Here is a 25680-nt window from a genome sequence, read left to right as displayed (position 1 = left end):
TTGTAAAGGGCTTCCCCTTAATTGTTAAACAGGAAGAGGTTCTTAAACCGTCTTCTCTTCCTCTAGTAATTGCCTGCGCAGCACCTTTCCAATCATCGTTTTCGGCAAAGACTGGCGGAATTCGACTTTCCGAGGTACTTTGTAGGCAGCTAAACGCTCACGGCACCACAATTCTAGTTCCTTTTCCGTTAGTGTCATTCCCGGTCTTAACACGATAAATGCTTTCACCGTTTCTCCTCGATATTCATCCGGTACGCCTGCAACTGCAGCCTCCAGAATGGCCGGATGCTCGAAGAGAACCTCCTCAATGTCACGCGGATAAATATTGTAGCCTCCAGCTATGATTAAATCCTTCTTGCGATCAACAATCGAGAAGAACCCATCCTCATCCATACGCCCCATGTCGCCCGTATAAAGCCAACCATCTCTGATGGTCATAGCCGTTTCGTGCTCGCGCTGCCAATACCCTTTCATCACTTGAGGCCCTTTAATGATAATTTCGCCAATTTCCCCAACCGGCAGTTCTTGACCTGAATCCGAATCCACAACCTTCGTATCTGTATCCTGAAAAGGGATCCCAATTGAGCCTATTTTCCGAAAACCCCAAATGGGATTCGCATGCGTAACAGGGGATGCTTCCGTCAATCCATAGCCTTCGATTAATCTGCCGCCTGTCAATGCCTCGAAGCGCTCTTGTACCTCTAACGGGAGAGGTGCTGAACCGCTTACACAAACATTAATAGAAGAAATATCCACTTCCTTCACGCGCTTATGATTGATTAAGGCAATGTACATGGTTGGCGCACCTGGGAAAATCGTTGGCTTTAGCTTATGAATCGTGTCCAAAATCAAGTTGATATCAAACTTTGGAATGAGGATCAGCATCCCGGCCCGATACACCGATTGATTCAACAAGACGGTCAAACCAAAGACATGGAAGCAAGGGATAGCCCCCAAAAATCTTTCCTCACCTAACTGGGTGCGATAGCACCAATGACTTGTTTGGTACGTATTAGCAATCAAATTGGCGTGCGTCAGCATGACACCTTTGGATATCCCTGTCGTACCTCCGGTGTATTGAAGGAGGGCAATATCCTCGTCAGCCTCAACCTCTACACAAATCGGTGCGCGAGAAGCTGCTCGGAGCAGCTTTTTATAAGAATAAACACCATCCCCGTAAGTGACATCAAGGTTTGCACCATCTTTTTTCATTTTAATCGGATATAAGACATTTTTGGGAAAAGGCAAATAATCCTTAATAGAAGTCACAATAACATGTTGAATCTGTGTTTGGACTTTCGCCTTTTGCACACGATCAAACAGCAAATCCAACGTTACAATAACGGTTGCTCCGGAATCCGAGAGCTGGTGAACCAGCTCTCGCTCCACATAAAGCGGATTCGTCATGACGACGATCCCGCCCATCATCAGGGTTCCGAAGTAGGCAACGATGGCCGAAGGACAATTCGGCAGCATTATCGACACTCGATCCCCCTGGCTAACGCCAAGCTCCTTTAAAGCATTGGAAAAACGATAAGACGCTTCCAATACCTCCCGATAACGCAGTGTTTTCCCCAAGAAATACAAGGCCGGTCGGTCCGGAAACTTATGCGCGGAATCTACCAGCAAACGTGCAAGATTATGCTTCGGGTACTCGTAAGTCGGTGCCACTTCAGATGGATAATGGCGCAGCCAAGGCTTTGCCTCATTCATACAAAACCATCCCCTTCAGGTTCTTGACATCGATGACTATACGATGAATTTCTCACCCTGAATAACACGTGCGGCGATGTCGCGCTTCAGACCAACCGTATTCACACCGCTGCGTCTGGACAGCTTTTTCAAAATCGACAATTGAGTCCGAAGAACATCTCCTTCTTCCATCGTACTGAGCGCTTCCTTCGCATATGCCTCAATTTTGTCAAAGGCTTCATGAACAAAAACCGTCGTGATTTGGATCGCATTCTTCGCCTTCTCTTCCCCTGCTTTTTCAATCTGCTTTTGCGTACGAAGAAGACCGCTTTCAGCAGCGAAAATTTGGATCATGATATCGGCTAAATTGCTTAAAACTTCCTGATTTTTTTCAAGTGCCATACCATACTTCTGTACCGCAAGCCCGCCGACCATCAGGAATACCTTCTTCGCCATCGAAACCAGATGCACCTCTTCGGCTAGTGTGCCTTCGAACGTTTGGCCTGGGACGATAGAGAGCAGTTCCGCTTGCAGCGCTTGTGCTTTTTGCAGCAAAGGCAGTTCGCCTTTCATTGCTTTCTTCACTAATGTACCTGGAATGAGCAGGCGATTGATTTCATTCGTACCTTCGAAAATTCGGTTAATCCGCGAATCCCGATAAATACGCTCCACTTTGTACTCCTGGATAAAACCGTAACCGCCATGAATTTGCAAGCCCTCATCCGCTACAAAATCCAACACTTCAGACGCGAACACCTTATTAATGGAGCATTCCAGCGCGTATTCAGAAATCCCTTTCGATGAATGTTTACCGGCATCAGGGCTCGTATGATCAATATCTTTGAGAATGGTATCGAACAAACCAGTCGTTCTATACACCATGCTCTCCAACATATATGTTTGAATATTCATTTCCGCCAGTTTTTTACCAATCAATGGAAAATGCGAGATAGGTGTATTAAACTGTTGGCGGGTATTCGCATATTTCGAAGCTAACTCAATCGTCTCCTTGGAAGCCCCCAGGCAACCGGTAGCCAATTTGTAACGGCCAATATTCAGAATGTTGAAAGCAATCAGGTGACCCTTACCGATTTCACCCAATAAGTTCTCAACCGGCACACGGACATCTTCAAAATAAAGCGGACGCGTCGACGAGCCTTTGATCCCCATCTTCTTCTCTTCCGGCCCCATCGTAAAGCCAGGATCACCTTTCTCCACGATAAAGGCCGTGAAATCAGTGCCATTGATTTTGGCATACACGATGAAAATATCAGCAAATCCGGCATTGGTGATATACAATTTAGATCCGTTCAAAAGGTAATACTTACCATCTTCAGACAAACGAGCTGTCGTTTTTGCCCCCAAAGCATCCGAGCCGGATGTTGGTTCCGTTAAACAGTAAGCCGCGATTTTCGCGCCTGTCGCAAGGTCGGGCAAATACTTCTTTTTCTGTTCCGTGGTACCAAAAAATACAATCGGCAGCGTGCCAATCCCGACATGCGCCCCAATGGACAAAGCAAAAGATGAAGCACGGGCAAGATTTTCACTAATCACAGTGGAACTTACTTTATCCAACCCCAATCCGCCATAAATCTCGGGTACATCAGAGCCAAGTAATCCGAGATCTCCCGCGCTGCGCATCAGTTTTACCGTTAAATCATAATCGAGCTTTTCCAAATGCTCATCATTCGGCATGACTTCCCCTGATACAAAATCACGTGTTGTTTCCGCAATCATGCGGTGCTCTTCGGTAAAATCCTCCGGGGTCACAATATCATGAAAATCTGTATCTGTAATAACAAAGCTACCGCCTACGACTTTCTCCGCCATGGTTCATCTCTCCTCTAAATTAATTGTACAAGGGTAAATTTTAGGATTCATGAGAGCCCTAGATAGACTCTCATGAATCAGTTCTTATTCCACTTATCTGCTTCAATTAAACGGGATGTACTTCAAATATGCCGGCAGCCCCCATCCCGCCGCCGATACACATGGACACTACACCATAGCCGCCGCCACGACGCTGCAGCTCATGAATTAAGCTCGTTGTCAACTTCGCACCGGTGCAACCGAGCGGATGCCCGAGGGCGATAGCGCCACCGTTCACATTCACCAAATCTTCATTCAAGCCTAGCTCGCGAATAATATGGACGCATTGCGAAGCGAATGCTTCGTTGATTTCAAACAGCTTCACTTGGTCTTGCGTGATGCCTGCCATCTGCAAAGCTTTCGGAATCGCCTTCACAGGCCCGACGCCCATAATTTCCGGCTCCACGCCGGAAAGCGCAAAGGCCTTGAACGTCGCGAGCGGCTTCAACCCGAGCGCTTCCGCGCGCTCGCGGCTCATCAGCACGGCCGCCGCTGCGCCGTCCGACGTTTGTGACGCGTTACCCGCCGTCACAGAGCCGCCCAAGCTGAACGCAGGCTTCAGCTTGGCAAGCCCTTCCACGGATGTATCGGGGCGAACGCCCTCATCCGTGGCAAACACGAACTTCCGCTCGAACGCCTTGCCGCGTTCGTCAACGCCCTTCACGCTCGTGCCCACCGGCACGATCTCGTCTACGAACTTGCCGGCTGCGATGGCTGCGGCAGCCTTTTGATGGCTCCGCGTTGCGAAGCCATCCTGCGCTTCGCGCGAGATGCCGAAGCGCTGCGCGACTTCTTCGGCGGTGTGGCCCATGCCCATGTACACCTCGGGCATGCTCTCCACCAGCCCCGGATGCGGCGAGAGCTTGAAGCCCGTCATCGGGACGTGGCTCATGCTCTCTACGCCTCCGGCGACAATCACCTCCGCGTGGCCAAGCATAATGCGCTCCGCTGCATATGCGATGGCTTGCAGCCCGGAGGAGCAAAAGCGATTGACCGTGATCGCCGGCACGGTCACCGGGAAGCCCGCATACAGCGACATCGTGCGGGCGAAGTTCAGCCCTTGCTCGCCTTCGGGCATCGCGCACCCGATGATGATGTCCTCGACATCTCCCTTGTCGAGCCCTGGAGCCCGCCGTATAGCCTCTTCCAATACGGCTTTACCTAGATCCTCCGCTCTGGTTTGAGCGAAGCTGCCTTTCTTCGCGCGACCGACTGCCGTGCGCGTTATCGATACAATGACTGCTTCTTTCATCGATTTCACCTCATTATGAGTAATAGGCATGCACCATTCGGGGATTTCTAATTAGAAAGGCAAGTTCTACTTCCTTAGTTCCGCAGTGCTTTCCCTTTGGAAAGCATATATTGCATGCGCTGCTGTGTTTTCAGTTCGCCACAAAGACTAAGGAAGGCTTCACGCTCTAGATCGAGCATATATTGCTCTGTGACTAACGTTCCTGCCGGCACATTACCTCCTGCAAGCACATGCGCAAGCTTATTCGCGATCAATTGATCGTGCTCGCTGATATATCCGCCTTGGCGCATTGTATAGGCAGCAATTTGCATCACCGCTTTGCCGTTCTCTCCAACGACGCGGATTTTCTCTTGCACAGGAGGGGTATATCCCGCTGCTTCCATACGAAGAACCGCTTGCTTCGCTTCATAAATACGATAATCCGGATTCACAACGACTGTATCCCCAGCACGCATAAATCCAAGACGTTTCGTATCATGGCCGCTCGTTGATACCTTGGCCATGGCCACCGTTTCAAAAATCGCATTGATCCAAGGCTGAAGATCGACTTCCGGGTCACGAACCTGTTGACTTGCTAGAAGTGCTAACTCCTTACATCCGCCACCGGCAGGTATTAAGCCAACACCTACCTCAACGAGTCCATAATACGTTTCCGCTGAGAAAATAATTTGGTCAGCCGGCATACAAGACTCGACCCCGCCACCAAGCGTCATCTTATGCGGCGCAGCAACAACCGGCTTTTCCAGCCTTTTGAGCTTCAACATGGAGTTTTGGAATAATCGAATGATGCCGTCTACTTCATCCCACTCGCCATCCTGCGCTTCCATTAGCAACAGCATCACATTGGCGCCGACGCAGAAATTTTTGCCTTCGTTAGCGACAACCATTCCGCGATAATTGCTCCGTACTTCGTCCACGCTTTGCTGAATCATCGTAAGAATATCGGCTCCAATGGCATTGTTCGGCGAGTGAAACTCTAAGCATGCTACTCCGTCTCCAATGTCAATTAAGCTTGCGCCACTATTTGAACGAATGACTTTATTTTGCTGTTTCAAAGAGGCAAGTGAAATGAGTTCTGGCCTTGTTTCAACACCGCGAAACTCATTTTTCAGATAGTAAAAACTTTGGCCTCCCCTGTTCTCATAGAAGCTGTCGTGACCCGCGGCAATCCATGCTTTTACCCATTCAGGCACTTTACTGCCTTCAGCTTCCATTCGTTCCACAGAACGTTTTAGCCCAATGGCATCCCACGTTTCGAAAGGACCCAGATCCCAGTTAAAGCCCCATTTGAGCGCATTATCAATCTCGACGATTGAATCTGCAATCTCATCTAACTTCTCTGCGGAATAGAGGAGCACTGGCTTCAAAATGTTCCACGCCAGATCAGAGTAGCGATCTTTGGCTCCGAGCAAGGCCTTTAACTTCCCTACCGTACCTTTGGCCTGCTTCGCAGCTTCCAAAGAGCCTGAGCTGATTTTGCGGCTTGCCGAATATTCCATCGTATTTAAATCTAGGGATTGAATTTCTTTGCCTGCATCAGACTTCACTTTTTTATAAAATCCTTGGCCCTGCTTCTCTCCGATCCAGCCTTTTTCTACCATCGTTTTCAAAATGGCCGGTGTATTGAAAATTTCCTTCTCTACTGGATCAGTCACCAGATCAAACACATTATTAGCCACATGGACGAATGTATCCAGACCCACCAAATCCAGCGTACGGAACGTCGCGCTCTTAGGGCGGCCCATTGCCGGCCCCGTTACCGCATCTACCTCTTCAACGGAATACCCACTGGCGAGCATCTCACGCAAAGTAATCAAAAGCCCATAAGTGCCAATTCGATTACCGATAAAATTCGGCGTATCTTTTGCTTGAACAACACCTTTTCCAAGCTTTTTCTCACAAAAATCGGTCATGTAAGCGACAATGGCAGGGTCTGTCTGTTCATTTGGAATCACTTCCAACAATTTCATATAGCGAGGCGGATTAAAAAAATGAGTGCCAAGGAAATGCTTTTTAAACTCAGGGCCGGCGCTTTGGACCATGGCATTGATTGAAATGCCCGATGTATTCGAGGAAACAATAGTTCCCGGCTTCCAAACGGCTTCAATACGGCTAATAAGCTGCTGCTTCGCTTGCAAATTTTCCACAATAACTTCAATAATCCAATCCACACTTCCAAGCTTCGCTAAATCATCTTCCAGATTGCCCGGTGTGATACGTTCAGCGAAAGCTTCACTATAAAGGGGAGCAGGGTTCGTTTTCTTGAGCTTATCCATCGCATTAAGAGCAAATCGATTCCGCACCTTGGGATGTTCTAACGCAAGGCCAGCAGCTTCTTCTTGCGGCTGCAGCTGGGTAGGCACCATATCGAGCAGTAACACGGGAATGCCTACATTTGCCAAATGGGCAGCGATACCGGAGCCCATCACACCGGAGCCGATAACGGCCGCTGTACGAATCTTTGTCATATGGAAATTTCCTCCTACATGATTTTTTCAGTTTTCGCTTCAACCTTGACTTTAAAATGCTCGCCCTTAGGGCTACGAAGTCGATTCTCTAAGGCGTTCCAAACACAGATAAGGCAAGAATTTCAGCGATATCTCGCGCTTTAACCTGTTCCTCTACCTCCTTAAGCTTCGCTCCATCTTCCACCATCGTTAGGCAATAAGGACAGGCAGAACTGATAACGGTGGGTTTCACACTTAAAAGCTGTTCAGTGCGTGCTACGTTTACACGTGTACCTGCTGTTTCTTCCATCCACATCATGCCGCCTCCGGCGCCGCAGCACATACTGTTCTCGCGAGAACGGTCTTGCTCAACCAACTCAACCCCTGGAATCGCTCGCAGTACATTGCGCGGCTCCTCATACACTTCGTTGTAGCGGCCTAGATAACAAGAATCGTGGTACGTAATACGCTCTCGCACTTCATATTGCGGCTTAAGATGCCCCTCTTTCACCCACAGATCCAACAGCTCGGTGTGATGGAAAACGTCTGCTGTAAGGCCAAATTCGGGATATTCATTTTTGAATGTATGATACGTATGCGGGCACGTCGTTACGATTTTCTGGACCTTATACTTTTGAAAAGTCGCAATATTGTCCGCACACAGCTGTTGGAATAGAAATTCATTGCCCATACGGCGAGGTGTATCACCTGAATTCTTCTCTTCATTGCCCAAAATGGCAAAGGAAATGCCAGCTTCCTTCATCAATTTCACAAAAGAATGAGTGATCTTACGGCTGCGATTATCGTAGGCTCCCATGGAACCCAAGAAAAACAAGTACTCGAATTCCGGATTTTCCTTCACCGTTCGTACACCGAGTTCATCATCCGGATCCACCTCTTTGACCCATTTCACGCGATCATTCCGGCTAATCCCCCAAGGATTTCCTTGTCTCTCGATATTTTGCAGCGCACGCTGCCCGTCATGCGGCATGATTCCTTGCGTCAGTACAAGATGTCTACGCAGATCGATAATCTTATCCACATGTTCGTTCCCTACAGGACATTGATCCTCGCAGTTGCGGCAGGTTGTACAAGCCCACAGCTCTTCTTCTGTAATAACGCCGCCAATGAGCTCAACTTCAAGCGGGTTATGCGTACTTGGACTAGCGAAAGCAAAAGCTGGCACCCATGGTGATTTCGAAGTGATGGCGGCGCCTTTTTCCGTCAAATGATCACGAAGCTTCGTAATCAAATGCATCGGCGATAGCATCTTGCCTGTTGTATTCGCGGGACATACATTCGTGCAGCGCCCGCATTCTACACAAGAGTAGAAATCAAGCATCTGCTTCTGCGTGAATTCCTCGATTTTGCCTACACCAAACGACTCAGCCTCTTCATCCTCCAAATTCAGAGAAGCCAATTTACCAGTAGGCTCTGTGCGGCGAAGCAAGATATTGATAGGTGCTGTAATAATGTGAAAATGCTTCGACTGCGGCACATAGATCAGAAATGAGAGTAGAATTAGCAGATGCATCCACCAGCTTATATAGAAACCAACCGTCGCCGCTGTATGTGAGAGGCCACCAAAAGCTGCCGCGAAAAGTGATGAAATAGGCGCAAAAGCGGATGTCTCCATCCCTTCCTTTACCCGTTCAAACCCACCGCTGACGACAACAGATAGCATCAAGAAAAAAATGAAAAAAATAACGATACTAGGCTTCCAACCGCGTTTCAGCCGTTTTAGCTTTTCTACATATCGGCGATAGGTCGCATAGCCCATGGCCAGAAGAATCAACGCTACCGTCACTTCCTGCATCAATGTGAAATAATCGTAACCCGGTATTGGTAACCCACGGCCAATTAATCCCTTCAGAATGAGATCCAGCGCCCCAAGCTGCAAAATAATGAATCCATAAAAGATCACAATATGCATGATGCCGCTCTTCTTATCCTTCAATAGCTTGGTCTGGCCAAATACCTGAATCGCAAACTCCTTCAACCTCGCCTTAGCTTCCGTTTTCAAATTCACTGACTTGCCAAGCCTAATGTACAAATATCGGTGATACACAACGCGGACAAACAAATACACCGCAAACCCCGTAACCGCAAGAAATAAAAGAAACTGAATGAGTGAACCGGTCATTGAGGACCCTCCCTGCGTTTTGCGTTAGCTAAACTTTCTTCGTAAGCATGTTCTGCGTTCTCGTAAGACTTGGTAAGCATGGGCTTAGCAAGTTCCCTCGGTAAGTTCCATTAGTAAGTTCCATTAGTAAGTTCCATTTCTAATCCATCCAAAATCGGCGAAAACTCGATTGTTTGAGCGATTAGCAGACGATAAGAGTCGAACGAATCACAACTTTTTGCTCGAAATTCTGATAAATAAGAGCCTTTAAAGACTGCTATTTCCCCATTTTCTTTACCTTTTACGGATTTAGGAGTCTCTAGGGACTCTTATTCCACATAAATCACACCATTTAACTCGAAAATCAGATAAATAAGAGCCTTTAGAGACTGCTATTTCCTCATTTTCATGCCCTTCTACAAATTTAGGAGTCTCTAAGGACTCTTATTCCACTCGGCTCACACCATTTTGCACGAAAACAGATAAATTAGAGGCTTTAGAGATTGCTATTTCCTCATTTTCATTGCCTTCTACAAATTTAGGAGTCTCTAAGGACTCTTATTCCACTCGGCTCACACCATTTTGCACGAAAACAGATAAATTAGAGGCTTAGAGATTGCTATTTCCTCATTTTCATTGCCTTCTACAAATTTAGGAGTCTCTAAGGACTCTTATTCCACGCTAGCCGCACCATCCAGCACGAATCCATACTAAAGTGCACCATTATATCACTCCACCAAATGAAATCCGGAGCCCACCCGCCCCATCAAGTAACCGCTTACATTCAAGCATCGTAAAAAAGCAAGTTCCATTTGACCCTATTTCCAGAGTTGAAAAATGCTTCATTGTGAAGTGTAAGCCGGCAAACCTTCCTACTTGCTTTAATAAGCTGAATAAGTCGTTGACAAGGCGTACTGCGTATTTTATGATGAAATTACGAAAATGAATGAGTATTCATTCACCGATATTTGTATTCTAACACCGAGGTGATCTCCTTGACAAGTGGCAAAAAACCAGATAAGTATTACGCAATACTCGAAGGCGCTCTAAAAGTGTTTGCTGAGCATGGCTTTCACAAATCTCAAGTCTCCCGAATCGCCAAAGAAGCTGGAGTGGCCGATGGTACCATCTATCTTTACTTCAAGAAGAAGGAGGATATTTTGACCAGCCTGTTTCAAGAGAAATTAGGCGAGCTTGTAGAGAAGCTCAATAATGGGCTGAATGACCAAATGACAGCTAGAGAAGCGCTGCACAAAGTATGTGAGATTCATTTCAGTGTCCTAGAAGGGAATATTCATCTTGCTTACCTCACCCAAATTGAGCTTAGACAGAGTGATCTCGAACTTCGTAAAGAGATTGGCCTTGCACTAAAGAGATATATTATCCTCATTGAAAATATATTAGAAAAAGGGAAGAAAGACGGCAGTTTCCGTCCAGATTTTGAAGTGAAGCTTGTGAGGCTTTTGATTTTTGGCGGCATGGACGAAGTCGTTACTTCTTGGCTCATTTCCGGGCAGAAATATTCTTTATCCGCTCAAGTTGGACCTACCATTGATTTTTTCATGAAAGGCATCGAGTCTTAAGGTCTGTATAACATGTATATTCAGGAAGGAGCTTGACTATGGATATTTTTGTATTGTTGAAGCAAACGTTTGATACGGAGGAAAAAATCGTCCTGCAACATGGGGCCGTTCAAGAGGATGGCGTGAAATTTGTCATCAATCCTTACGATGAATATGCGGTTGAGCAAGCAATTCAAATTCGTGATGAGCTGGGCGGCAAGGTTACTCTGCTCTCCGTTGGTCCCGAACGAACAGCCGAAGCTCTGCGAACTGCACTTGCGATGGGGGCTGATGAAGCTGTTCTTATCTCCGATGAGCGCATTAAAGGGGATGAGTTCGAAGTCGCTGAAATTTTGGCTAACTATTTGCGTGGACAGTCGGTCGATCTCCTATTGGGCGGTAATTTCTCTGTCGACAATGGGGCTGGTCAAGTCGCTATCCGACTCTCCTCCCTCCTAGGCTTACCTCATGTTGCTTCTATTACGAAATTGGTAATTTCCGGAGGAAAAGCGGTTGCCCACCGCGATGCTGAAGGCGATATTGAAGTAATTGAGGTGCCTCTCCCTGCTCTATTCACGGCACAGCAAGGCTTGAATGAGCCGCGCTACCCTTCGCTCCCTGGGATTATGAAAGCAAAGAAAAAACCGTTCCAGCACTTATCGCTAGATGATATTGAGGGCTCTGATTCTGCTGTCGCTAAGACAGAACGCCTTGAATTGACCTTGCCACCAGAGCGCAAAGCTGGCCGCATCCTAAAAGGCGACCTTTCACAGCAAGTTACCGAACTCGTGCAAGCATTACGCAGCGAATCCAAAGTGATCTAAATAAAGGGGAGGCAAATATATGAGCAAAACATTTCTCGTTGTTGCAGAAGCACGCGGCGGCAAGCTGCGCCAGGTATCCTTTGAAGCGTTACGCGCAGCGCAGCTTTCCGCTGCTGATGGCGATACCATCGCCGCAGTTTTGATTGGCGGCGCAGGAAGCAAAGCACTTGCTGGTGAGCTTGCGGCTTATGGCGCAGACACCATCTATGTCGTCGAAAATAATCAGCTGGAGAGCTACAGCTCGGAAGCCTACTTGAGCGCTTTGCTCGCTGTCACGGATACCGCCCAGCCAGGCGCGCTCTACTTCGGCCATACGTCAGCTGGCCGAGATCTCGCACCGCTGGCCGCGGCGAAGCTCGCAGCTGGCCAGCTCTCGGACGTAACGGCTATCTCGCGCAGCGGGGATAGCGTGCAGTTCACGCGACCGCTTTACGCTGGCAAAGCCGTCGAAAAGAAAGCGTTTACCGACCCGGATGGCACATGGGTCGTCACGATAAGACCGAACAACATCGCAGTCTCCGAGCCTGACGCTTCGCGTCAAGCCGAGGTCATCGATGTTGCTTACCCCGCTCCCTCCCTGCGCAGCATCATTAGGGAGGTCGTCAAGAAAACGTCCGGCACCATCGACTTGGCAGAAGCCAAGATCGTTGTCTCCGGCGGACGGGGCGTGCGCAGCGCCGATGGCTTCCAGCCGCTCGAAGAGCTGGCTGCCGTCTTGGGCGGCGCTGTTGGGGCTTCCCGCGGAGCCTGCGACGCGGGCTACTGCGAGTACGCGATGCAAATCGGCCAGACCGGCAAGGTCGTGACGCCGGAGATCTACATCGCGTGCGGCATTAGCGGCGCCATCCAGCATCTTGCCGGGATGAGCTCTTCGCGCGTCATCATCGCCATCAACAAGGATGCTGAGGCGCCGATCTTTAAAGTCGCCGACTACGGCATCGTCGGCGATCTGTTCGAGGTCGTGCCTCTGCTGACCGAGGAATTCCGTCAGCTGTTGAAGTAGAGGCTCCCTCTCAACTTGTAAATTATCCACCCTGATAGCAGGCTCAGCCTTCTATCAGGGTGGTTTTTTTTAATATTAAAGAGAGATTAGAAAGCTGAATCCATTCTATTGTACAATTTCTAATGAAACGTCTTCATTGAAAGGGTAAAAAGTAATTCCACTGTATGAAATACAGCATTTTCCCAAAAATGGCTCAGGAATGGCCATTGGAGGAAATTCTATTGCATAATTTCCAATGGAATGTTGAATATTCTGAGATCGCGTTGGTTTTCATTGTATTTTCTCCAATGGATCTACATATTTTAGCTACTCAGCTTCACGAACGCTCATCCAAAGCTCATTTAATGCTCTTGTGATTTACCAACACCCTTCCTTAGCTCATTTAATGTTCTTATGATGTACCAACGCTTATCCATAGCTATTTAATGCTCTTGAATGTACCGACATCATCTACGGCTCATTAATACTCTAGTAATGCACTTTAATCGACCCTCATTTAGATATGCCATGATCGCCACAAATTCTTTGCTTGAACTCCACCCGGCTATCCAGTAAACTCAGCATACATTCATAAAGACAGGAGCAGTTCTCATGCCTATAACACCAACAGAAATCGTTCAGCAGTTTTTCAACAAAGTTCGTTCTGGCAAACAACCCGATGCCGCCATTCAATTTATGGCTGACCAGGTACTTGCTCATCAAATGACCGCAGAAAACGAAACCACCGTTCACCGCACACCAGCCAATTATGCTGACCACGTTAGGGAAATGATTGCAGCCTACGGTGATTTCCACCTGGAGGTACAAGAACTCATCGCGCAGGATGATCGTGTCTATGTACGCTGGAAACAGACCGGCATTCACATTGGAGAAGTCGACGGATTTCCGCCAACTGGCCTAACCATCATTGAGATCGCCAGCGCCGTGTATCGCATCCAAAACGAACGTATCGTAGAATACTGGATTCAAATCGATCGTGAAGGCATTCGCCAGCAGCTTCAAAGAAATGCATAATTCACTCTTCTTCCTCACTAAAAAGCAAAAGCTGCCCCTCTCATAGATTTCTCTACAAAGAGGAGCAGCCTACTTTTCTCTTTTATTCTCTTCGTTTTTTATCCCTTAGTTGCAACCTGTTCATTCAGCCAAGCTGCAATGTCATCCATAACTTCATCCCGATTCACTTCATTCAACATTTCATGTCTGCCGCGGGGATAAAGCTTGCTGCTTACGTTCTTAAGCCCAAGTTCCTCGTACATGCTTAGCAGCCTCCGCACCCCATTACCTCCACCAACCGGATCATCTTCACCTGAGAATACGTATAATGGCAAATCTTTACGGATTTGTCTTACATGCTTAGCTTGATGAATCTCCTTTAGTCCCCTAAAGAAATCTCTGAAATAACCCGATGTAAATGTAACGCCGCAATAAGGATCGTCTACATACTTATCAACTTCACTTGTATCATTACTTAGCCAATCGAATGGCGTACGGTTCGGTGTGAATCTTTTATTAAAAGCTCCAAATGATAAAGACGTAACAAGCTCACTCCGGTGATGATCTCCACGAATAGCTGCTTCTGCTGTAGCAATGGCGATCGCAGCATCTAAAGCTGGTCCCTGTTTACCATTAGTACCTGAAAGAATGATACCTTGAACGTTGTCGGGATGTTCATTTATATATGACACCATGTAGTGCTGCGTTAAGAATGAGCCCATACTATGGCCCATCACATACAAAGGAATATGAGTTCGATACCTTTTACGGATCTCACTAGTGAGCTGTCCCATATTTTCAACCATGCCATGAAAGCAATCTTTACCAAATTTACCTACGGATTCTGGTGAACCTGCTGTTCGCCCATGTCCCAAATGATCGTTTGCATAAACAGCATACCCTTGACTCGTTAATAAAAAAGCTAACCTCTCGTACCTAACGGCCGTCTCGGACATGCCATGTGCGATTTGCACAATCGCTTTGATTTCACTGATCTCATCAGGCAGCCATTCATATACATAGTTATTAATCTGTTTAGAGTCTTTCCATATAAAATGCTGCTTCTGCATAAGATCCCCCCCATAAACTTTCCATTTCCATTTCACTCCAAAATGTTACGCCTGTTCTTCCTCATTATAAGGCTTCCGCTTCATGAAAACAGCCCCCTTTCCGAAGAAAGAGGGCTTGTAGACTACTTTTATACTTATCCGCTATATGCTAACCTTTACTAGATTGTTTCACTGATTTTACTGCTTGCAATTGGGATTGCGGTTGAGATGACGCGTCGAATCGTTTTCTCTCTGTCTTATCGATTTGAGCAATTTTACCATCGTGAACGACGATTTGAACGGAACCGTATTCCAACCCGTTTAACATTTGTTTAATTCTGTCCACCCAAATATCATCTAACTCTAGTGGTTTCGCCATTCTCTTGCCTCCGCTTCCATTAAATTGTCCAATCGTTCCAATCTTTTTTCTGCTTCTGAATAAAGGATAACCAGTTCCCTGTTTTCTCAAAAAGTTCTTTCGTAGAACCTGTTGTTGAATAAGTATGATCTGCTTGATAGACAAGCTCGAGTTCGCATTGACCCTCTGATCGCATCCAGAACATCTTCTGGAATAATGGCGCATAATCAACTGGTATAATATCATCCCCAGTACCGTGAATAACGAGGACATCGCCGTTAAATCTACGCAGCTGTTCAAACGGTTGATGCTGGGATAAAGAATCAAAAAATTGACTTGTTAATACATAGCCATGATGGTCGATTGCTCCACCTTTAGGAAGTTTCTCGTATTCACTCTTGCCTACAATTCTTACAATATCATTATGTGGATGAGCGACAGCTGACCATAGCACGAGTGTTTTTACGCGATTATCTCTCGCCGCCGTCAAAACGGCAGCCGCACCTCCTAAACTATGACCAACCAAGATCACACGACTAAGATCTACACAATCAATTGTAGTTGCATAATCAATGATACTTCGAGTTTGTTCAATCAGAACATCCAGCCCGCCAGCGCCATAGTCGCCAGTACTCTCACCGCAACCACCGTAATCGAAACGGAGAACTAAATATCCTTGCGAGCTAAACTTACGAGCTGCCTTCACAAATAGCCGATCCACACCTATCCGGCTGCCAATAAATCCATGACAGATGATAATAAGCGGCCAACGTTGACAATCAACTTGTGCGGCTCCTGATTGATTAGTCGGGTAATGTAACGTTGCGGCCAATTCGACGTCGTCGCTTTGAATTGTGATAGAATGCTCCATGATGTTAACTCCCTTTCGCGTTAGCTTATAATTCCGATAAGTTTAGTATGAATTAGTTATAAACCAATATTAGCATCACCTACTTGAGGTGTCAATCCTATTTTTAACATATTTTCGGCCATAATAATTGGTCCTAATGCGGATACAAAAGACTCCCACCTTACTCTAGTGAGAGTCTTTCCATATTTGCCTTCCATTAAACGCTATACTCGCTGTCGGACGATGAATTGCTTATACCGATAATAAATCGTACATCCGATGCAATAGCCCAGCAAGGCTGCACCTGCAGCTAAGAGTAACAATCCAGTGGAGATGTACCCCATCATACTCCAACCGATGACAAAAGAAGCAAGCGATAATGTAAGAAATAAAACGGCCAAAGCGTTGTTAAACCTTGTCAATTCTGCAGCTTGTGTTTCCGTTCCACTTCTAGATAGAAGCCGTTTAGACACCGCCACAAACAGATTCCAATTCCCGCCACCTACTAGGCCAAGCACCTGGATCACCCAAAGCAAGGCAACTAGCCAGGTCCATTGAAACGCAAATGCTAATAGGACAAAAACAACAATACCCGCTTGATTGGCCTTTACATAGGAAATTGGAACTTCTTTCACCCTCATCCCTCCTTGGTCAATCCTATTTCGCTAACCATTCCGTTATAACAAAATCTTTCTTCGCCAATCCTTGTTCCACTAGAAATTTCTTCGTTTCTTCTGTTAGTTTCAAACCATCCGTAGTGCTTGATTCTAAGGGCCACTGTTCGATCTTAAAGGAGGCTTTCACAACGTCAACTGGATAGCCGGATGCTTCCGCATAGAATTTGAAAAACTCTTCACTGTTCTCACGAATTTCCTTCACTGCTTTCGTACGAAGATCATTCCAAAGTTTAGGAAATTGAGGGTTCTTAGCCAGATAGTCTTCCGTAACTACCGTTAGACTTGAGCCTAGTAGAAACGGATGTTTCGCCGCTTCATCAATAGCAACATATCCTTTTTTCAGAAGTAATGGCCCGAATCCAGTTGGATAGGCATAGGCTGCAATGTCACCGCGGGATAACGCAGCTTCGCCATCAGCAGGTAATAAATGCAGGATCTTCACGTCTTTATCAAGCCCTTGCTCCTTAAGTAAGCTAGTTAGATATCGGCTCATATAGGAACCCTGTGAAGTAGCAACCTTTTTACCTTTGAGATCAGCTAACGTCTTCGGACCGTCTGCTTTAGCTACCAGCCAAGCATTCATATTGATTTGCGTTTGGTTAATCAAACGCGTCTTCAGACCTGCAGCTTTCCCATTAATTGCGGGAGTATCCCCATAGATTCCAACATCCAGCGTTCCAGCGGTAATCGCCTCGTTCAAGTTAGGACCATTCGGGAAGTTGAAATATTTGAACTCCTTAACGCCGTATTTTTTGAGTTCGCTTTCCAAGTAACCTTTGGATTGCGCCCAGCCTTCCGGTCCTGTAATGGTCTTATTGTTGTTCGCAGAAATAAAACCGATTCGAAGTGTTTCAGGCAGTGTAATTTTTGCTTCTGATGCTGCTGTCGTCGTTGCTGGAGCCGATGTTTTCGTTAATTTTGCACCGCAAGCCACTAAGAATACTGTAAATAAAGTTAAAATAAGAGCAATACTAAGCATTTTCATTGATCTCTGTATCATATGTCTTTGGACCCCCTGATCGTTGTTTGGAATGGTTAATGAGCGAATTAATGCGATGCACGCATACGTTGGAAAATGATATATGAACCGTCTGACGAGGCTGTCGATTCTCTGCCTTTCCCCCAGCCTATGTTCTCTTTGTAGCTTCCTAATAAACCTTCTTGAACTAACTCCCCTTCGTCGACTGCTATCGTTTGTTCCGCTACCGGAGAAACGTAAAGAGCATCCGTTGGGCAGTACAACTCACACATGAAGCAGCTTTGGCAGTCCGATTGTCTGGCGATGACCGGAATATCTCCCGCTACGGATTGAAATACATTCGTTGGGCATACGGATACACACTGATTGCAGCTAATGCAGCGATCCTTACTGAGCAGTTCAATCATTACACAACAGCCTCCTTTTTGACGCTTGCTAAGGATTGCTCAATCAAAGGCTTTGCCCATGTTGTATCCAAACCGCCGCTAATGATGCGATATTGCTGGTCTTGATCAACTCGCGGGAAATCCTCCCGGCGATGCATGCCGCGTGTTTCCTTTCGTTCCAAACCACTGGTGTACATCCATCTCGCTGTTGCTGTCATAGCAGCTGCTTCACGAACTCGAACAACATTCCCATCACTTGCTTGAATGCCTTGCTTCAGCTCGTGCCAGAGATGATTCAAGCGTCCCAGCGAATCTTGCAAACCTTCTCCTGTGCGGAACCAATTGCGGTCATACGGAAACACTTCGGCTTGAACCGCTTTGATAATTTCTTGCGTATCAGGTGCATCGGATCTATTCGTTGCTTGTTTGGGTACACCTGAAGCCTCGGACAATCCTTTTGCCTTCCTATTTGAAGCTCCTGCACCCAGTTTCAGTGCATATTTAGCCGAAGCTTCACCTGAGAAATACCCCGAGGACATAGCCCAAGCTGCGTTATGGCTTCCACCGCCGGTAAATCCACCGCAGATGAGCTCTCTTGTCGCTGCATCTCCTGCTGCATAAAGACCAGGCACTTCCGTCGCACACGTTTCGTCAATGATATGGATACCGCCAGTACCTCTTACAGTCCCTTCAAACCGCAGAGTGACAGGAAACTTTTGTGTGAACGGGTCAATGCCCAGGCGATCGAACGATAAAAAGAAGTTAGGCTGCGCTTGGCGCATCGCTTTTTTGACGATATTATCAGCTTTATCGATTCTTGCGAACACTTGCTGAGTCAGCAGCGTACGAGCAATCACTGAACGCCCCTTTTGCGAGCCCGCACCTTCTATTACGCTGCCATCTTCATAGTAAAATGTTGCCCACGTATAGAAGGCAGACTTCGTTACAGGAGAAAAGGCCGGCGCTAACGAATACGCGGTTGAGAATTCCATGCCTGATAAGTTAGCTCCCGCTTCAGCCGCGAGCAAGTATCCATCACCTGTCAAAACATTCGTACCCAGAGCCTTACTAAGGAAAGCACATCCGCCCGTTGCAATCACGACTGAGGTCGCATCTACACGCCACGTATCATTCGTTTGGTTGTTCACCCCTGTAGCCCCTGCAACACCATGCTCATCTGCTAGCAATTCAAGCGCCGGACTGTGGTCCAGGATGCGGACTCCCGCTTTCTGCACTTGCTTGCGCATCAACTTCATGTATTCAGGACCTTGCAGGCTCTTCCGATGCGAAGTTCCAGTTTCATCGAGCGGGAATGGATACCCCCATGCAGCGATTTGATTCGTATTGGTATACGTTTGGTCTAGTACTTTCTTCATCCAACCGCGATCAGCTAAATAACCGCCTAGCGCTTCTCTGCTCTTCATGGCTTCTTCACGCTCATCCGCATTGGGATTCACGTACCATAAGCCTGTGCCAGATGGTGCCGTGGCACCGCTCGTTCCGCAATATCCTTTATCGACCAGAATGACATTCGCTCCTTCTTTCGCCGCTGTGATGGCCGCCCATGCGCCAGAAGGTCCCCCGCCAATAATTAGTACATCCGCTTGAAGCTGCAAATCAAATTGAGCCATTCCCTTGTCCTCCTTTAATTTTCGTTCTTCTATTCGTTAAATCGAGAAGGCATCTGCCGCAATTCTTACCTGCTCATATGATTGCTTCACAAGAAGCCTATCCAAAATGGTCTTTTCATAGTAGGCAAATCCACTATCATGCTCTCTAGGTCGAGAAAGTGAGATCTTTAAGTCCAGCCCTATTTTCCCATCTTCGATAATGATGACCCTGTCAGCTAACGCTACAGCTTCACTAACATCATGCGTGACCAACAGGACAGTGAATTGCTTCTCCAACCATAGCTGCTCAATGAGCTGCTGCATTTCTATCCGAGTTAAAGCATCCAAAGCACCTAACGGTTCATCTAAAAGCAGCAGACGCGGATTCCCCGCCAGCGCTCTTGCCAAGGCTACCCGCTGCCTTTGACCACCGGAGAGAACAGCAGGCCAATCATCGTGCTTATGTTCAAGCCCAACTTGCTGGAGTGCTTTAAACGCGACTTCTTTGCCGCCGGATTTAACGCCGATCCGCACGTTATCGATATTCTTTTTCCACGGCAGCAGCCTGTGCTCCTGAAACAGTACCCTCGTATCTTCGTGAATACCATTGATCGCTTGAGCATCTAGTAAAATGGCACCGCTTGAAGCTTCATCGAGCCCAGCAATTAAACGAAGCAATGTACTTTTTCCACAACCACTGCGACCTACTATCGCTACGAATTCTCCTTGTTTAATCGATAAATCAACCCCAGATAACACATGTGTTCGACCAAATGCTTTGTTTACATTCCGAATATGCAGCTGAGTGCCTCCACTTTTAAAGCTCATGATTCTTCCCCCTTCTCTAGGCTTTATTCAAGTAGTTGTGATGCCACTTTAACCAACGATTTTCAAAATACTTGGCAATTAAATCAGATAATTTCCCTAATAAGGCGTACAAGATAACACATAACACGACAACATCCATTTGCATGAACTCTCTGGCATGCATTGCCATATAACCAATTCCGGAATCCGCCGCAATCGTTTCGGCTACAATTAAACTAAGCCACATGATGCCTAAAGAAAATCGGATGCCAAGTAAAATGTTCGCTAATGCCCCTGGTAAAATCACTTTTGCAAATAACGCGAACCCTTTAAGGCCATACACTTTACCCATTTCTACTAAACCTGGATCGACGGATCGAATCCCATGAAACGTATTGAGGTATATGGGGAAAGCAACTCCCAATGAAACGAGGAACAGCTTTGATGTCTCACCGATACCAAACCACATAATAACGAGAGGAATCATCGCTAGGTGAGGAATGGTTCGAACCATTTGAACAGAAGAATCCATATATCGTTCGGCTATTGGGAATACCCCATTTAGCAAACCAATGACGAATGCAATGCTCCCGCCAATCAGGAACCCAAGAAAAGCCCGCTTCGTACTCACAGCTACATATTCGAAAATAGTTCCATCTTTAATTACACCGTATAAAGCAGTTAAAACCTCCCAAGGCGTTGGCAGAATGCGCTCAGATAACCACCCGGATATTCCAAGAACTTGCCATAGAAGCAAAATGAGGATCGGTATGACCCAAGGCTGCCAAAACTTGGAATCCTTTAATGATGAAGTGCGATTAGCTAGCATGTGAATCCCTCTTTCTTCTCCTAAAGTAAAGTGGCTTTAGAAAACGGAAAAGACTCCCGATTCATGCCTCAAAATGCTAAGCAAGAATGGGAGTCTCCAGTCATCTGGTCGACTCTTTATTTAATTAAATAATTCATACCCGATTACTTGGTTTTAATATGTTTCCTATACTATCACCAGTTTTAGGCTTCGTCAATAAGTTTTTCTACATTCTAAAAGAATATTCCATTAAGAAATAGTTAATTTCAGACAACGTTTATTTCTTTTGAAATATTCCTTCATTAATAAGCTTGTCTTTTAACATCAGAAAATCGTGTGCAAAAACTGTATTTTAATCGTGCAAATCATGCCATATTCCTTGTGAATTTACTTGTTAGAAAAATATTTCATCTTTCATGCATAAAAATGAGTCTAGACATATTGACAAATCGGACCATCCGTTGGTATAGTCATTTTATTATTCCGAGTAAAAAGATATGATTAATGACATTAGGTGGTGTAATGTGAGAAATAAGGTTTTTAAAGCTACGGTTCGATCTGTGCTTATCGGCTATTTGATAGTACTTCTTGTCATCCCAATTGGTTCCATCTATTTGAAAGGATTTTCATTAGGATGGGATCCATTTTGGAAAGAGGTTACAGGACCATTAGCCTGGAAGTCCATTCTGTTAACCATTAAGCTCAGCGTTGTCTCAACCATCATTCAAGCGATTGTAGGTACCATCATTGCTTATGTCCTCATCCGCTATACCTTCCGCGGCAAAAGCATTTTAAACAGTATGGTAGATCTCCCCTTCTCGCTTCCGACTTCCGTAGCTGGTTTAATGTTCCTAACCCTATTAGGACCTTCTAGTCCACTAGGTGTCTGGCTCGACCATGTGGGAATTAAGCTGCTTTATAATCAAACGGCTATAGTGATCGGCCTTGTATTTGTCACCTTCCCTTTTGTTATTCGAACTGTTCAACCCTTGCTTGAACAAATCGATCCAGCAGAAGAACAAGCCAGCTTTACACTTGGTGCGGGAAGATTTTACACCTTCTGTAGAATCGTGTTCCCAGCCATATTCCCAGGTATCATAGCCGGCAGCATGCTCGCCTTTTCTCGCTCACTTGCCGAATTTGGAGCTATCTCCCTCATATCAGGCAATTTGCCTGGTAAAACGATGGTCGCATCGGTCTATATATATGGTGAAACACAGAACTTTAACCCTGAGGGCGCAGCCGCTATCTCTCTCGTGCTTCTTACATTGTCCGTCCTTATTCTCTGGATCATCAATGTACTGACACGCGGAAAGGGGCGCCTAGCATGAGAAACGTATTGATCAGTATTTCATTTATCGTTATTTTCTTACTTATTATGCTGCCTTTTCTTGGTATTACTTTTGGTGCTTTTGAAGAAGGCCCGCAAGCTTTTTTCGACGCTCTTGTAAGACCTGAAGCTCTGCATGCCATGAAAATTTCTTTAATTATCGTAGTGATTGTAACCATTCTTAATGCGATTGTCGGCATTTACGTTTCCTTAGAAATTGTCAGAGGTTCCTGGATCTCTCGGTGGTTGAAGCCTGTCATCAATGCACTTATTGATTTACCATTTGCTGTATCTCCTATCATTGTCGGTTTAATGGTTATTTTGATCTTTGGTCCAAACACCGCATTTGGCACCTTCATGGAAGATCATAATATGAAAATTGTCTATGCAGTGCCCGGCATGGTCTTAGCAACGATGTTCATTACATTTCCATTGATGGTACGTGAAGTGGTGCCTTTACTTGAAGAAATTGGTACTCAGTCGGAAGAAGCTTCTGCTACTCTAGGAGCTGGTGCCTGGCGTACATTCATTCAAATTACATGGCCCGGTATTCGTTGGGGCGTGCTGTATGGTCTTATCTTAACGATCGCAAGAGCACTTGGTGAATTTGGATCAATCCTAGTTGTATCCGGAAATATCATTAATCAAACACAAACAGCGACAACCCTTGTTTATCAAGATGCCGAACAATTCCACCTTGTAGCAGCGAACAGCGTTGCTTTCGTCTTAGGCCTCATATCGATTTCTATTTTATTAGCACTTGAGTGGTTGAAAAGAAGAAGTGAACAATTGAGAAGCCATTAAGGAGGAGCCCCAGCATGCATATCGAAGTCAAAAACCTAAATAAACATTTCGGGCAGTTTCATGCCATCAAGGACGTCAATTTCAGCATTACGAAAGGTCATCTGGTCGGTTTGATCGGGCCAAGCGGAGGCGGAAAGACGTCCATTCTTCGCATGTTGTCGGGATTAGAAAGCCCCACTTCTGGCGATATTTACTTCGACGGGAAACTAGCGACGCATCTTCCGGTTCAAGAAAGAGGAATTGGCTTCGTGTTTCAAAGCTATGCGCTCTTCAAGCATATGACCGTGTTTGAAAATGTGGCCTATGGCTTGAAGGTTCTGAAAAAGCCTAAGGACTTCATTGATGATCGCGTTACTTACCTTTTAGGTTTGATGGGGCTTGCCGGTAGTGAACGTAAGTACCCTCATCAGCTCTCTGGCGGTCAACGCCAACGGGTTGCCTTCGCAAGAGCATTGGCACCCGAACCTCAACTGCTCTTGCTTGATGAACCTTTTGCTGCCATTGATGCCAAAATTCGTAAAGAGCTGCGAGTTTGGCTGAGAAACCTCATCGATGAGTTTAAAGTAACAACCCTATTCGTTACTCATGATCAGGATGAAGCCATCGAAGTTGCGGACGAAATCATTCTTGTCCAAGGCGGAAAAATTGAGCAGCAAGGAAGCCCTTGGGAGATTTATACGAAGCCTGCTTCCTCTTTTGTAGCCTCGTTCATTGGAGAATCTAATATTATTTCGCAATATACCCCACTAATCGGGTTTCCTTACTTGGAAGAATTACAGAAGGATGGTCAGTGGCTTCCAGACGTTAACGTGATGATTCGGCCAGAATCCATTGAAGTTCGCAACCATGATGTTGCTCATCTCGCTACTGCTGGAGAAAAAGGGAAAGTAACGCATGCTCATTTCCGAGGGGATTCCTGGTATTTGGAAATTGATACAGGGGCTATCAAGCTATTCGCTTATCAGTCTGTGAAGGAAAAGATTTATAAACCTGGCGATGAAGTAAATATACTCATTCATCACATCTCCGTGTTTACGAAAACGGACAATAAATTGATTGAGAATCAGGCTAAAAAAGATCCGCTGCCTGTTTTTATATAAAAACTGTGTATACATTAGAAGGGGAGTTGTAAACCATGAAAAATTTCAAAACGCTTGGCCTAATCACAGCAACACTATTCACCGCAAGTATTGCCCTTACAGCCTGCGGCACGGGCACTAAATCTGCAAGCTCACCTTCTCCATCTGCTGCTTCAACGGCTGCTGCAACTACCGCGGCAAGTGCTGCTCCAAAGGCTGAAGGAGGCAAAGTAATAATTACACTTGGAGCTTATTCGGTTGTAAAAGAATCCTTCGATCTCATTATTCCAAAATTTAAAGATCAATGGAAAAAGAAAACAGGTCAAACTGTTGAATTCAAAGAATCCTATGTGGCTTCTGGTGCGCAAGCTACTGCCATTATCCAAGGTTTTGAGGCTGACATCGCTCCATTGTCTTTGGAAGGTGATATTCAAAAAATCGCCGAGAAGGGTTTAATTACGCACGATTGGAAAAACAATCCTTACAAGGGAAATATCACAGCTTCAATTGCTGCAATTGGTGTTCGTGAAGGCAATCCGAAAGGAATTAAAGACTGGGCTGATTTGACGAAACCGGGTGTAGAAGTTCTGATTCCTAATCCGAGCACTTCAGGCGGAGCCAAATGGGATATTAATGCCATCTACGGCGCAGGCTTGAAAGCTTCCGAAGCTGCAGGTAAAAAGGACCCTGCTGCAGCAAAAGATCTCGTAAGCAAAGTATACAAAAACATTAAAGTATTGGATAAAAGCGGAGCAGATTCCCTTACTACCTTCGATAAAGGTGTTGGCGATGCGATCGTCACTTATGAGAATGAGCTTCTGGCTCGTATTCAATCCGGCAAAAAGTATGTCGAAGTCATTCCACAATACACAACGTCCATTGAAAATCCCGTTGCCTTGATTGATAAATACGTAGACAAACATGGTAATCGTGAAGTAGCGCAAGCGTTCCTAGATTTCTTATATACACCTGAAGCACAAACCGTATTCGCAGAAAAAGGCTTCCGTTCCGTTCTTCCCGAGGTTGCCAAGCAATACGAGAAAAACTATACAACGCCTGCCGGATTATTCAACATTGAATACCTTGGCGGCTGGGATAAAGTGAACAAAGAGCTTTATGGCAAAGGCGCTATCTGGGAAACCATCCTTGCCGAAGGTGGAACCAAGTAAGAACATAGGC

At 46.0% G+C, this 25680-nt stretch carries 22 protein-coding genes; 8 read left to right on the top strand and 14 right to left on the bottom strand.

What is annotated here, in order from left to right; translation table 11 throughout:
• Nucleotides 1-42 precede the first annotated feature (42 nt).
• The 5 genes from ASG93_RS26370 to ASG93_RS26350 form a co-directional block, all read right to left on the bottom strand.
• Nucleotides 43-1713: a long-chain-fatty-acid--CoA ligase gene (locus ASG93_RS26370; protein ID WP_056836843.1), complete on the bottom strand. Its 1671-nt coding sequence runs from the start codon at nt 1711-1713 to the stop codon at nt 43-45.
• A 36-nt stretch (nt 1714-1749) separates the two neighbouring features.
• Nucleotides 1750-3522 carry an acyl-CoA dehydrogenase family protein gene (locus ASG93_RS26365; protein ID WP_056836841.1) on the bottom strand — a complete coding sequence of 591 codons (1773 nt, stop codon included), beginning with the start codon at nt 3520-3522 and terminating at the stop codon, nt 1750-1752.
• Nucleotides 3523-3628: 106 nt separating this feature from the next.
• The gene (locus ASG93_RS26360) at nt 3629-4813 is read right to left on the bottom strand and encodes an acetyl-CoA C-acyltransferase (RefSeq protein WP_056836840.1); all 1185 of its coding nucleotides are present in this window, start codon (nt 4811-4813) and stop codon (nt 3629-3631) included.
• A gap of 74 nt (nt 4814-4887) precedes the next feature.
• Complete coding sequence (locus tag ASG93_RS26355; RefSeq protein ID WP_056836838.1) at nt 4888-7281, bottom strand: 3-hydroxyacyl-CoA dehydrogenase NAD-binding domain-containing protein; 2394 nt, start codon at nt 7279-7281, stop codon at nt 4888-4890.
• A gap of 88 nt (nt 7282-7369) precedes the next feature.
• Complete coding sequence (locus ASG93_RS26350) at nt 7370-9403, bottom strand: (Fe-S)-binding protein (protein WP_056836835.1); 2034 nt, start codon at nt 9401-9403, stop codon at nt 7370-7372.
• A gap of 974 nt (nt 9404-10377) precedes the next feature.
• Here ASG93_RS26350 and ASG93_RS26345 point away from each other — a divergent pair.
• The 4 genes from ASG93_RS26345 (at nt 10378) to ASG93_RS26330 (ending at nt 13785) form a co-directional block, all read left to right on the top strand.
• The gene (locus tag ASG93_RS26345; protein ID WP_056836833.1) at nt 10378-10965 is read left to right on the top strand and encodes a TetR/AcrR family transcriptional regulator; all 588 of its coding nucleotides are present in this window, start codon (nt 10378-10380) and stop codon (nt 10963-10965) included.
• A gap of 38 nt (nt 10966-11003) precedes the next feature.
• The gene (locus tag ASG93_RS26340; RefSeq protein WP_056836832.1) at nt 11004-11768 is read left to right on the top strand and encodes an electron transfer flavoprotein subunit beta/FixA family protein; all 765 of its coding nucleotides are present in this window, start codon (nt 11004-11006) and stop codon (nt 11766-11768) included.
• 19 nt (nt 11769-11787) lie between these two features.
• Nucleotides 11788-12771 (top strand): electron transfer flavoprotein subunit alpha/FixB family protein, encoded by a 984-nt coding sequence (locus ASG93_RS26335; RefSeq protein WP_056836829.1) that lies wholly within the window; start codon nt 11788-11790, stop codon nt 12769-12771.
• Between the two features lie 597 nt (nt 12772-13368).
• Nucleotides 13369-13785 carry an ester cyclase gene (locus ASG93_RS26330; RefSeq protein WP_200984542.1) on the top strand — a complete coding sequence of 139 codons (417 nt, stop codon included), beginning with the start codon at nt 13369-13371 and terminating at the stop codon, nt 13783-13785.
• Between the two features lie 98 nt (nt 13786-13883).
• Here the strand turns inward: ASG93_RS26330 and ASG93_RS26325 are convergent, their stop codons facing one another.
• The 9 genes from ASG93_RS26325 to ASG93_RS26285 all read right to left on the bottom strand — a co-directional run bounded on the left by ASG93_RS26325 (nt 13884) and on the right by ASG93_RS26285 (nt 21309).
• Complete coding sequence (locus ASG93_RS26325) at nt 13884-14834, bottom strand: alpha/beta fold hydrolase (RefSeq protein ID WP_056836826.1); 951 nt, start codon at nt 14832-14834, stop codon at nt 13884-13886.
• A gap of 148 nt (nt 14835-14982) precedes the next feature.
• On the bottom strand, nt 14983-15192 hold the full coding sequence (locus tag ASG93_RS26320; RefSeq protein ID WP_056836824.1) for a YezD family protein: 210 nt from the start codon (nt 15190-15192) through the stop codon (nt 14983-14985).
• 19 nt (nt 15193-15211) lie between these two features.
• Nucleotides 15212-16042 (bottom strand): alpha/beta hydrolase, encoded by an 831-nt coding sequence (locus ASG93_RS26315; RefSeq protein WP_056836823.1) that lies wholly within the window; start codon nt 16040-16042, stop codon nt 15212-15214.
• Nucleotides 16043-16245: 203 nt separating this feature from the next.
• On the bottom strand, nt 16246-16656 hold the full coding sequence (locus ASG93_RS26310; RefSeq protein WP_056836821.1) for a DUF4395 domain-containing protein: 411 nt from the start codon (nt 16654-16656) through the stop codon (nt 16246-16248).
• Nucleotides 16657-16678: 22 nt separating this feature from the next.
• Nucleotides 16679-17698: an ABC transporter substrate-binding protein gene (locus tag ASG93_RS26305; RefSeq protein ID WP_063891974.1), complete on the bottom strand. Its 1020-nt coding sequence runs from the start codon at nt 17696-17698 to the stop codon at nt 16679-16681.
• A 47-nt stretch (nt 17699-17745) separates the two neighbouring features.
• Nucleotides 17746-18084: a 4Fe-4S binding protein gene (locus tag ASG93_RS26300; protein ID WP_056836819.1), complete on the bottom strand. Its 339-nt coding sequence runs from the start codon at nt 18082-18084 to the stop codon at nt 17746-17748.
• The gene (locus tag ASG93_RS26295) at nt 18084-19694 is read right to left on the bottom strand and encodes an FAD-dependent oxidoreductase (protein WP_056836818.1); all 1611 of its coding nucleotides are present in this window, start codon (nt 19692-19694) and stop codon (nt 18084-18086) included. The genes ASG93_RS26300 and ASG93_RS26295 overlap by 1 nt, the downstream gene beginning before the upstream one ends.
• A 36-nt stretch (nt 19695-19730) precedes the next feature.
• Nucleotides 19731-20501 carry an ATP-binding cassette domain-containing protein gene (locus tag ASG93_RS26290; RefSeq protein ID WP_056836816.1) on the bottom strand — a complete coding sequence of 257 codons (771 nt, stop codon included), beginning with the start codon at nt 20499-20501 and terminating at the stop codon, nt 19731-19733.
• Nucleotides 20502-20517: 16 nt separating this feature from the next.
• Nucleotides 20518-21309: an ABC transporter permease subunit gene (locus ASG93_RS26285; protein WP_056836814.1), complete on the bottom strand. Its 792-nt coding sequence runs from the start codon at nt 21307-21309 to the stop codon at nt 20518-20520.
• 503 nt (nt 21310-21812) lie between these two features.
• Between ASG93_RS26285 and cysT the strand changes: the two genes are divergently transcribed.
• From cysT to ASG93_RS26265, 4 genes are read left to right on the top strand one after another with little or no spacing between them, the layout of a single operon-like run.
• On the top strand, nt 21813-22619 hold the full coding sequence (gene cysT, locus ASG93_RS26280; RefSeq protein WP_235550972.1) for a sulfate ABC transporter permease subunit CysT: 807 nt from the start codon (nt 21813-21815) through the stop codon (nt 22617-22619).
• Complete coding sequence (locus tag ASG93_RS26275; protein ID WP_056836810.1) at nt 22616-23422, top strand: sulfate ABC transporter permease subunit; 807 nt, start codon at nt 22616-22618, stop codon at nt 23420-23422. The genes cysT and ASG93_RS26275 overlap by 4 nt, the downstream gene beginning before the upstream one ends.
• A gap of 14 nt (nt 23423-23436) precedes the next feature.
• On the top strand, nt 23437-24522 hold the full coding sequence (locus ASG93_RS26270) for an ABC transporter ATP-binding protein (RefSeq protein ID WP_056836808.1): 1086 nt from the start codon (nt 23437-23439) through the stop codon (nt 24520-24522).
• 35 nt (nt 24523-24557) lie between these two features.
• On the top strand, nt 24558-25670 hold the full coding sequence (locus ASG93_RS26265; RefSeq protein ID WP_056836806.1) for a sulfate ABC transporter substrate-binding protein: 1113 nt from the start codon (nt 24558-24560) through the stop codon (nt 25668-25670).
• Nucleotides 25671-25680: the final 10 nt, after the last annotated feature.

Origin of the sequence: Paenibacillus sp. Soil787 (assembly GCF_001429545.1) — a bacterium.
Lineage (GTDB): Bacteria > Bacillota > Bacilli > Paenibacillales > NBRC-103111 > Paenibacillus_E.
The sequence above is the reverse complement of the archived record's forward strand: the minus strand, read 5'-3'. Positions and strand labels throughout refer to the sequence as shown.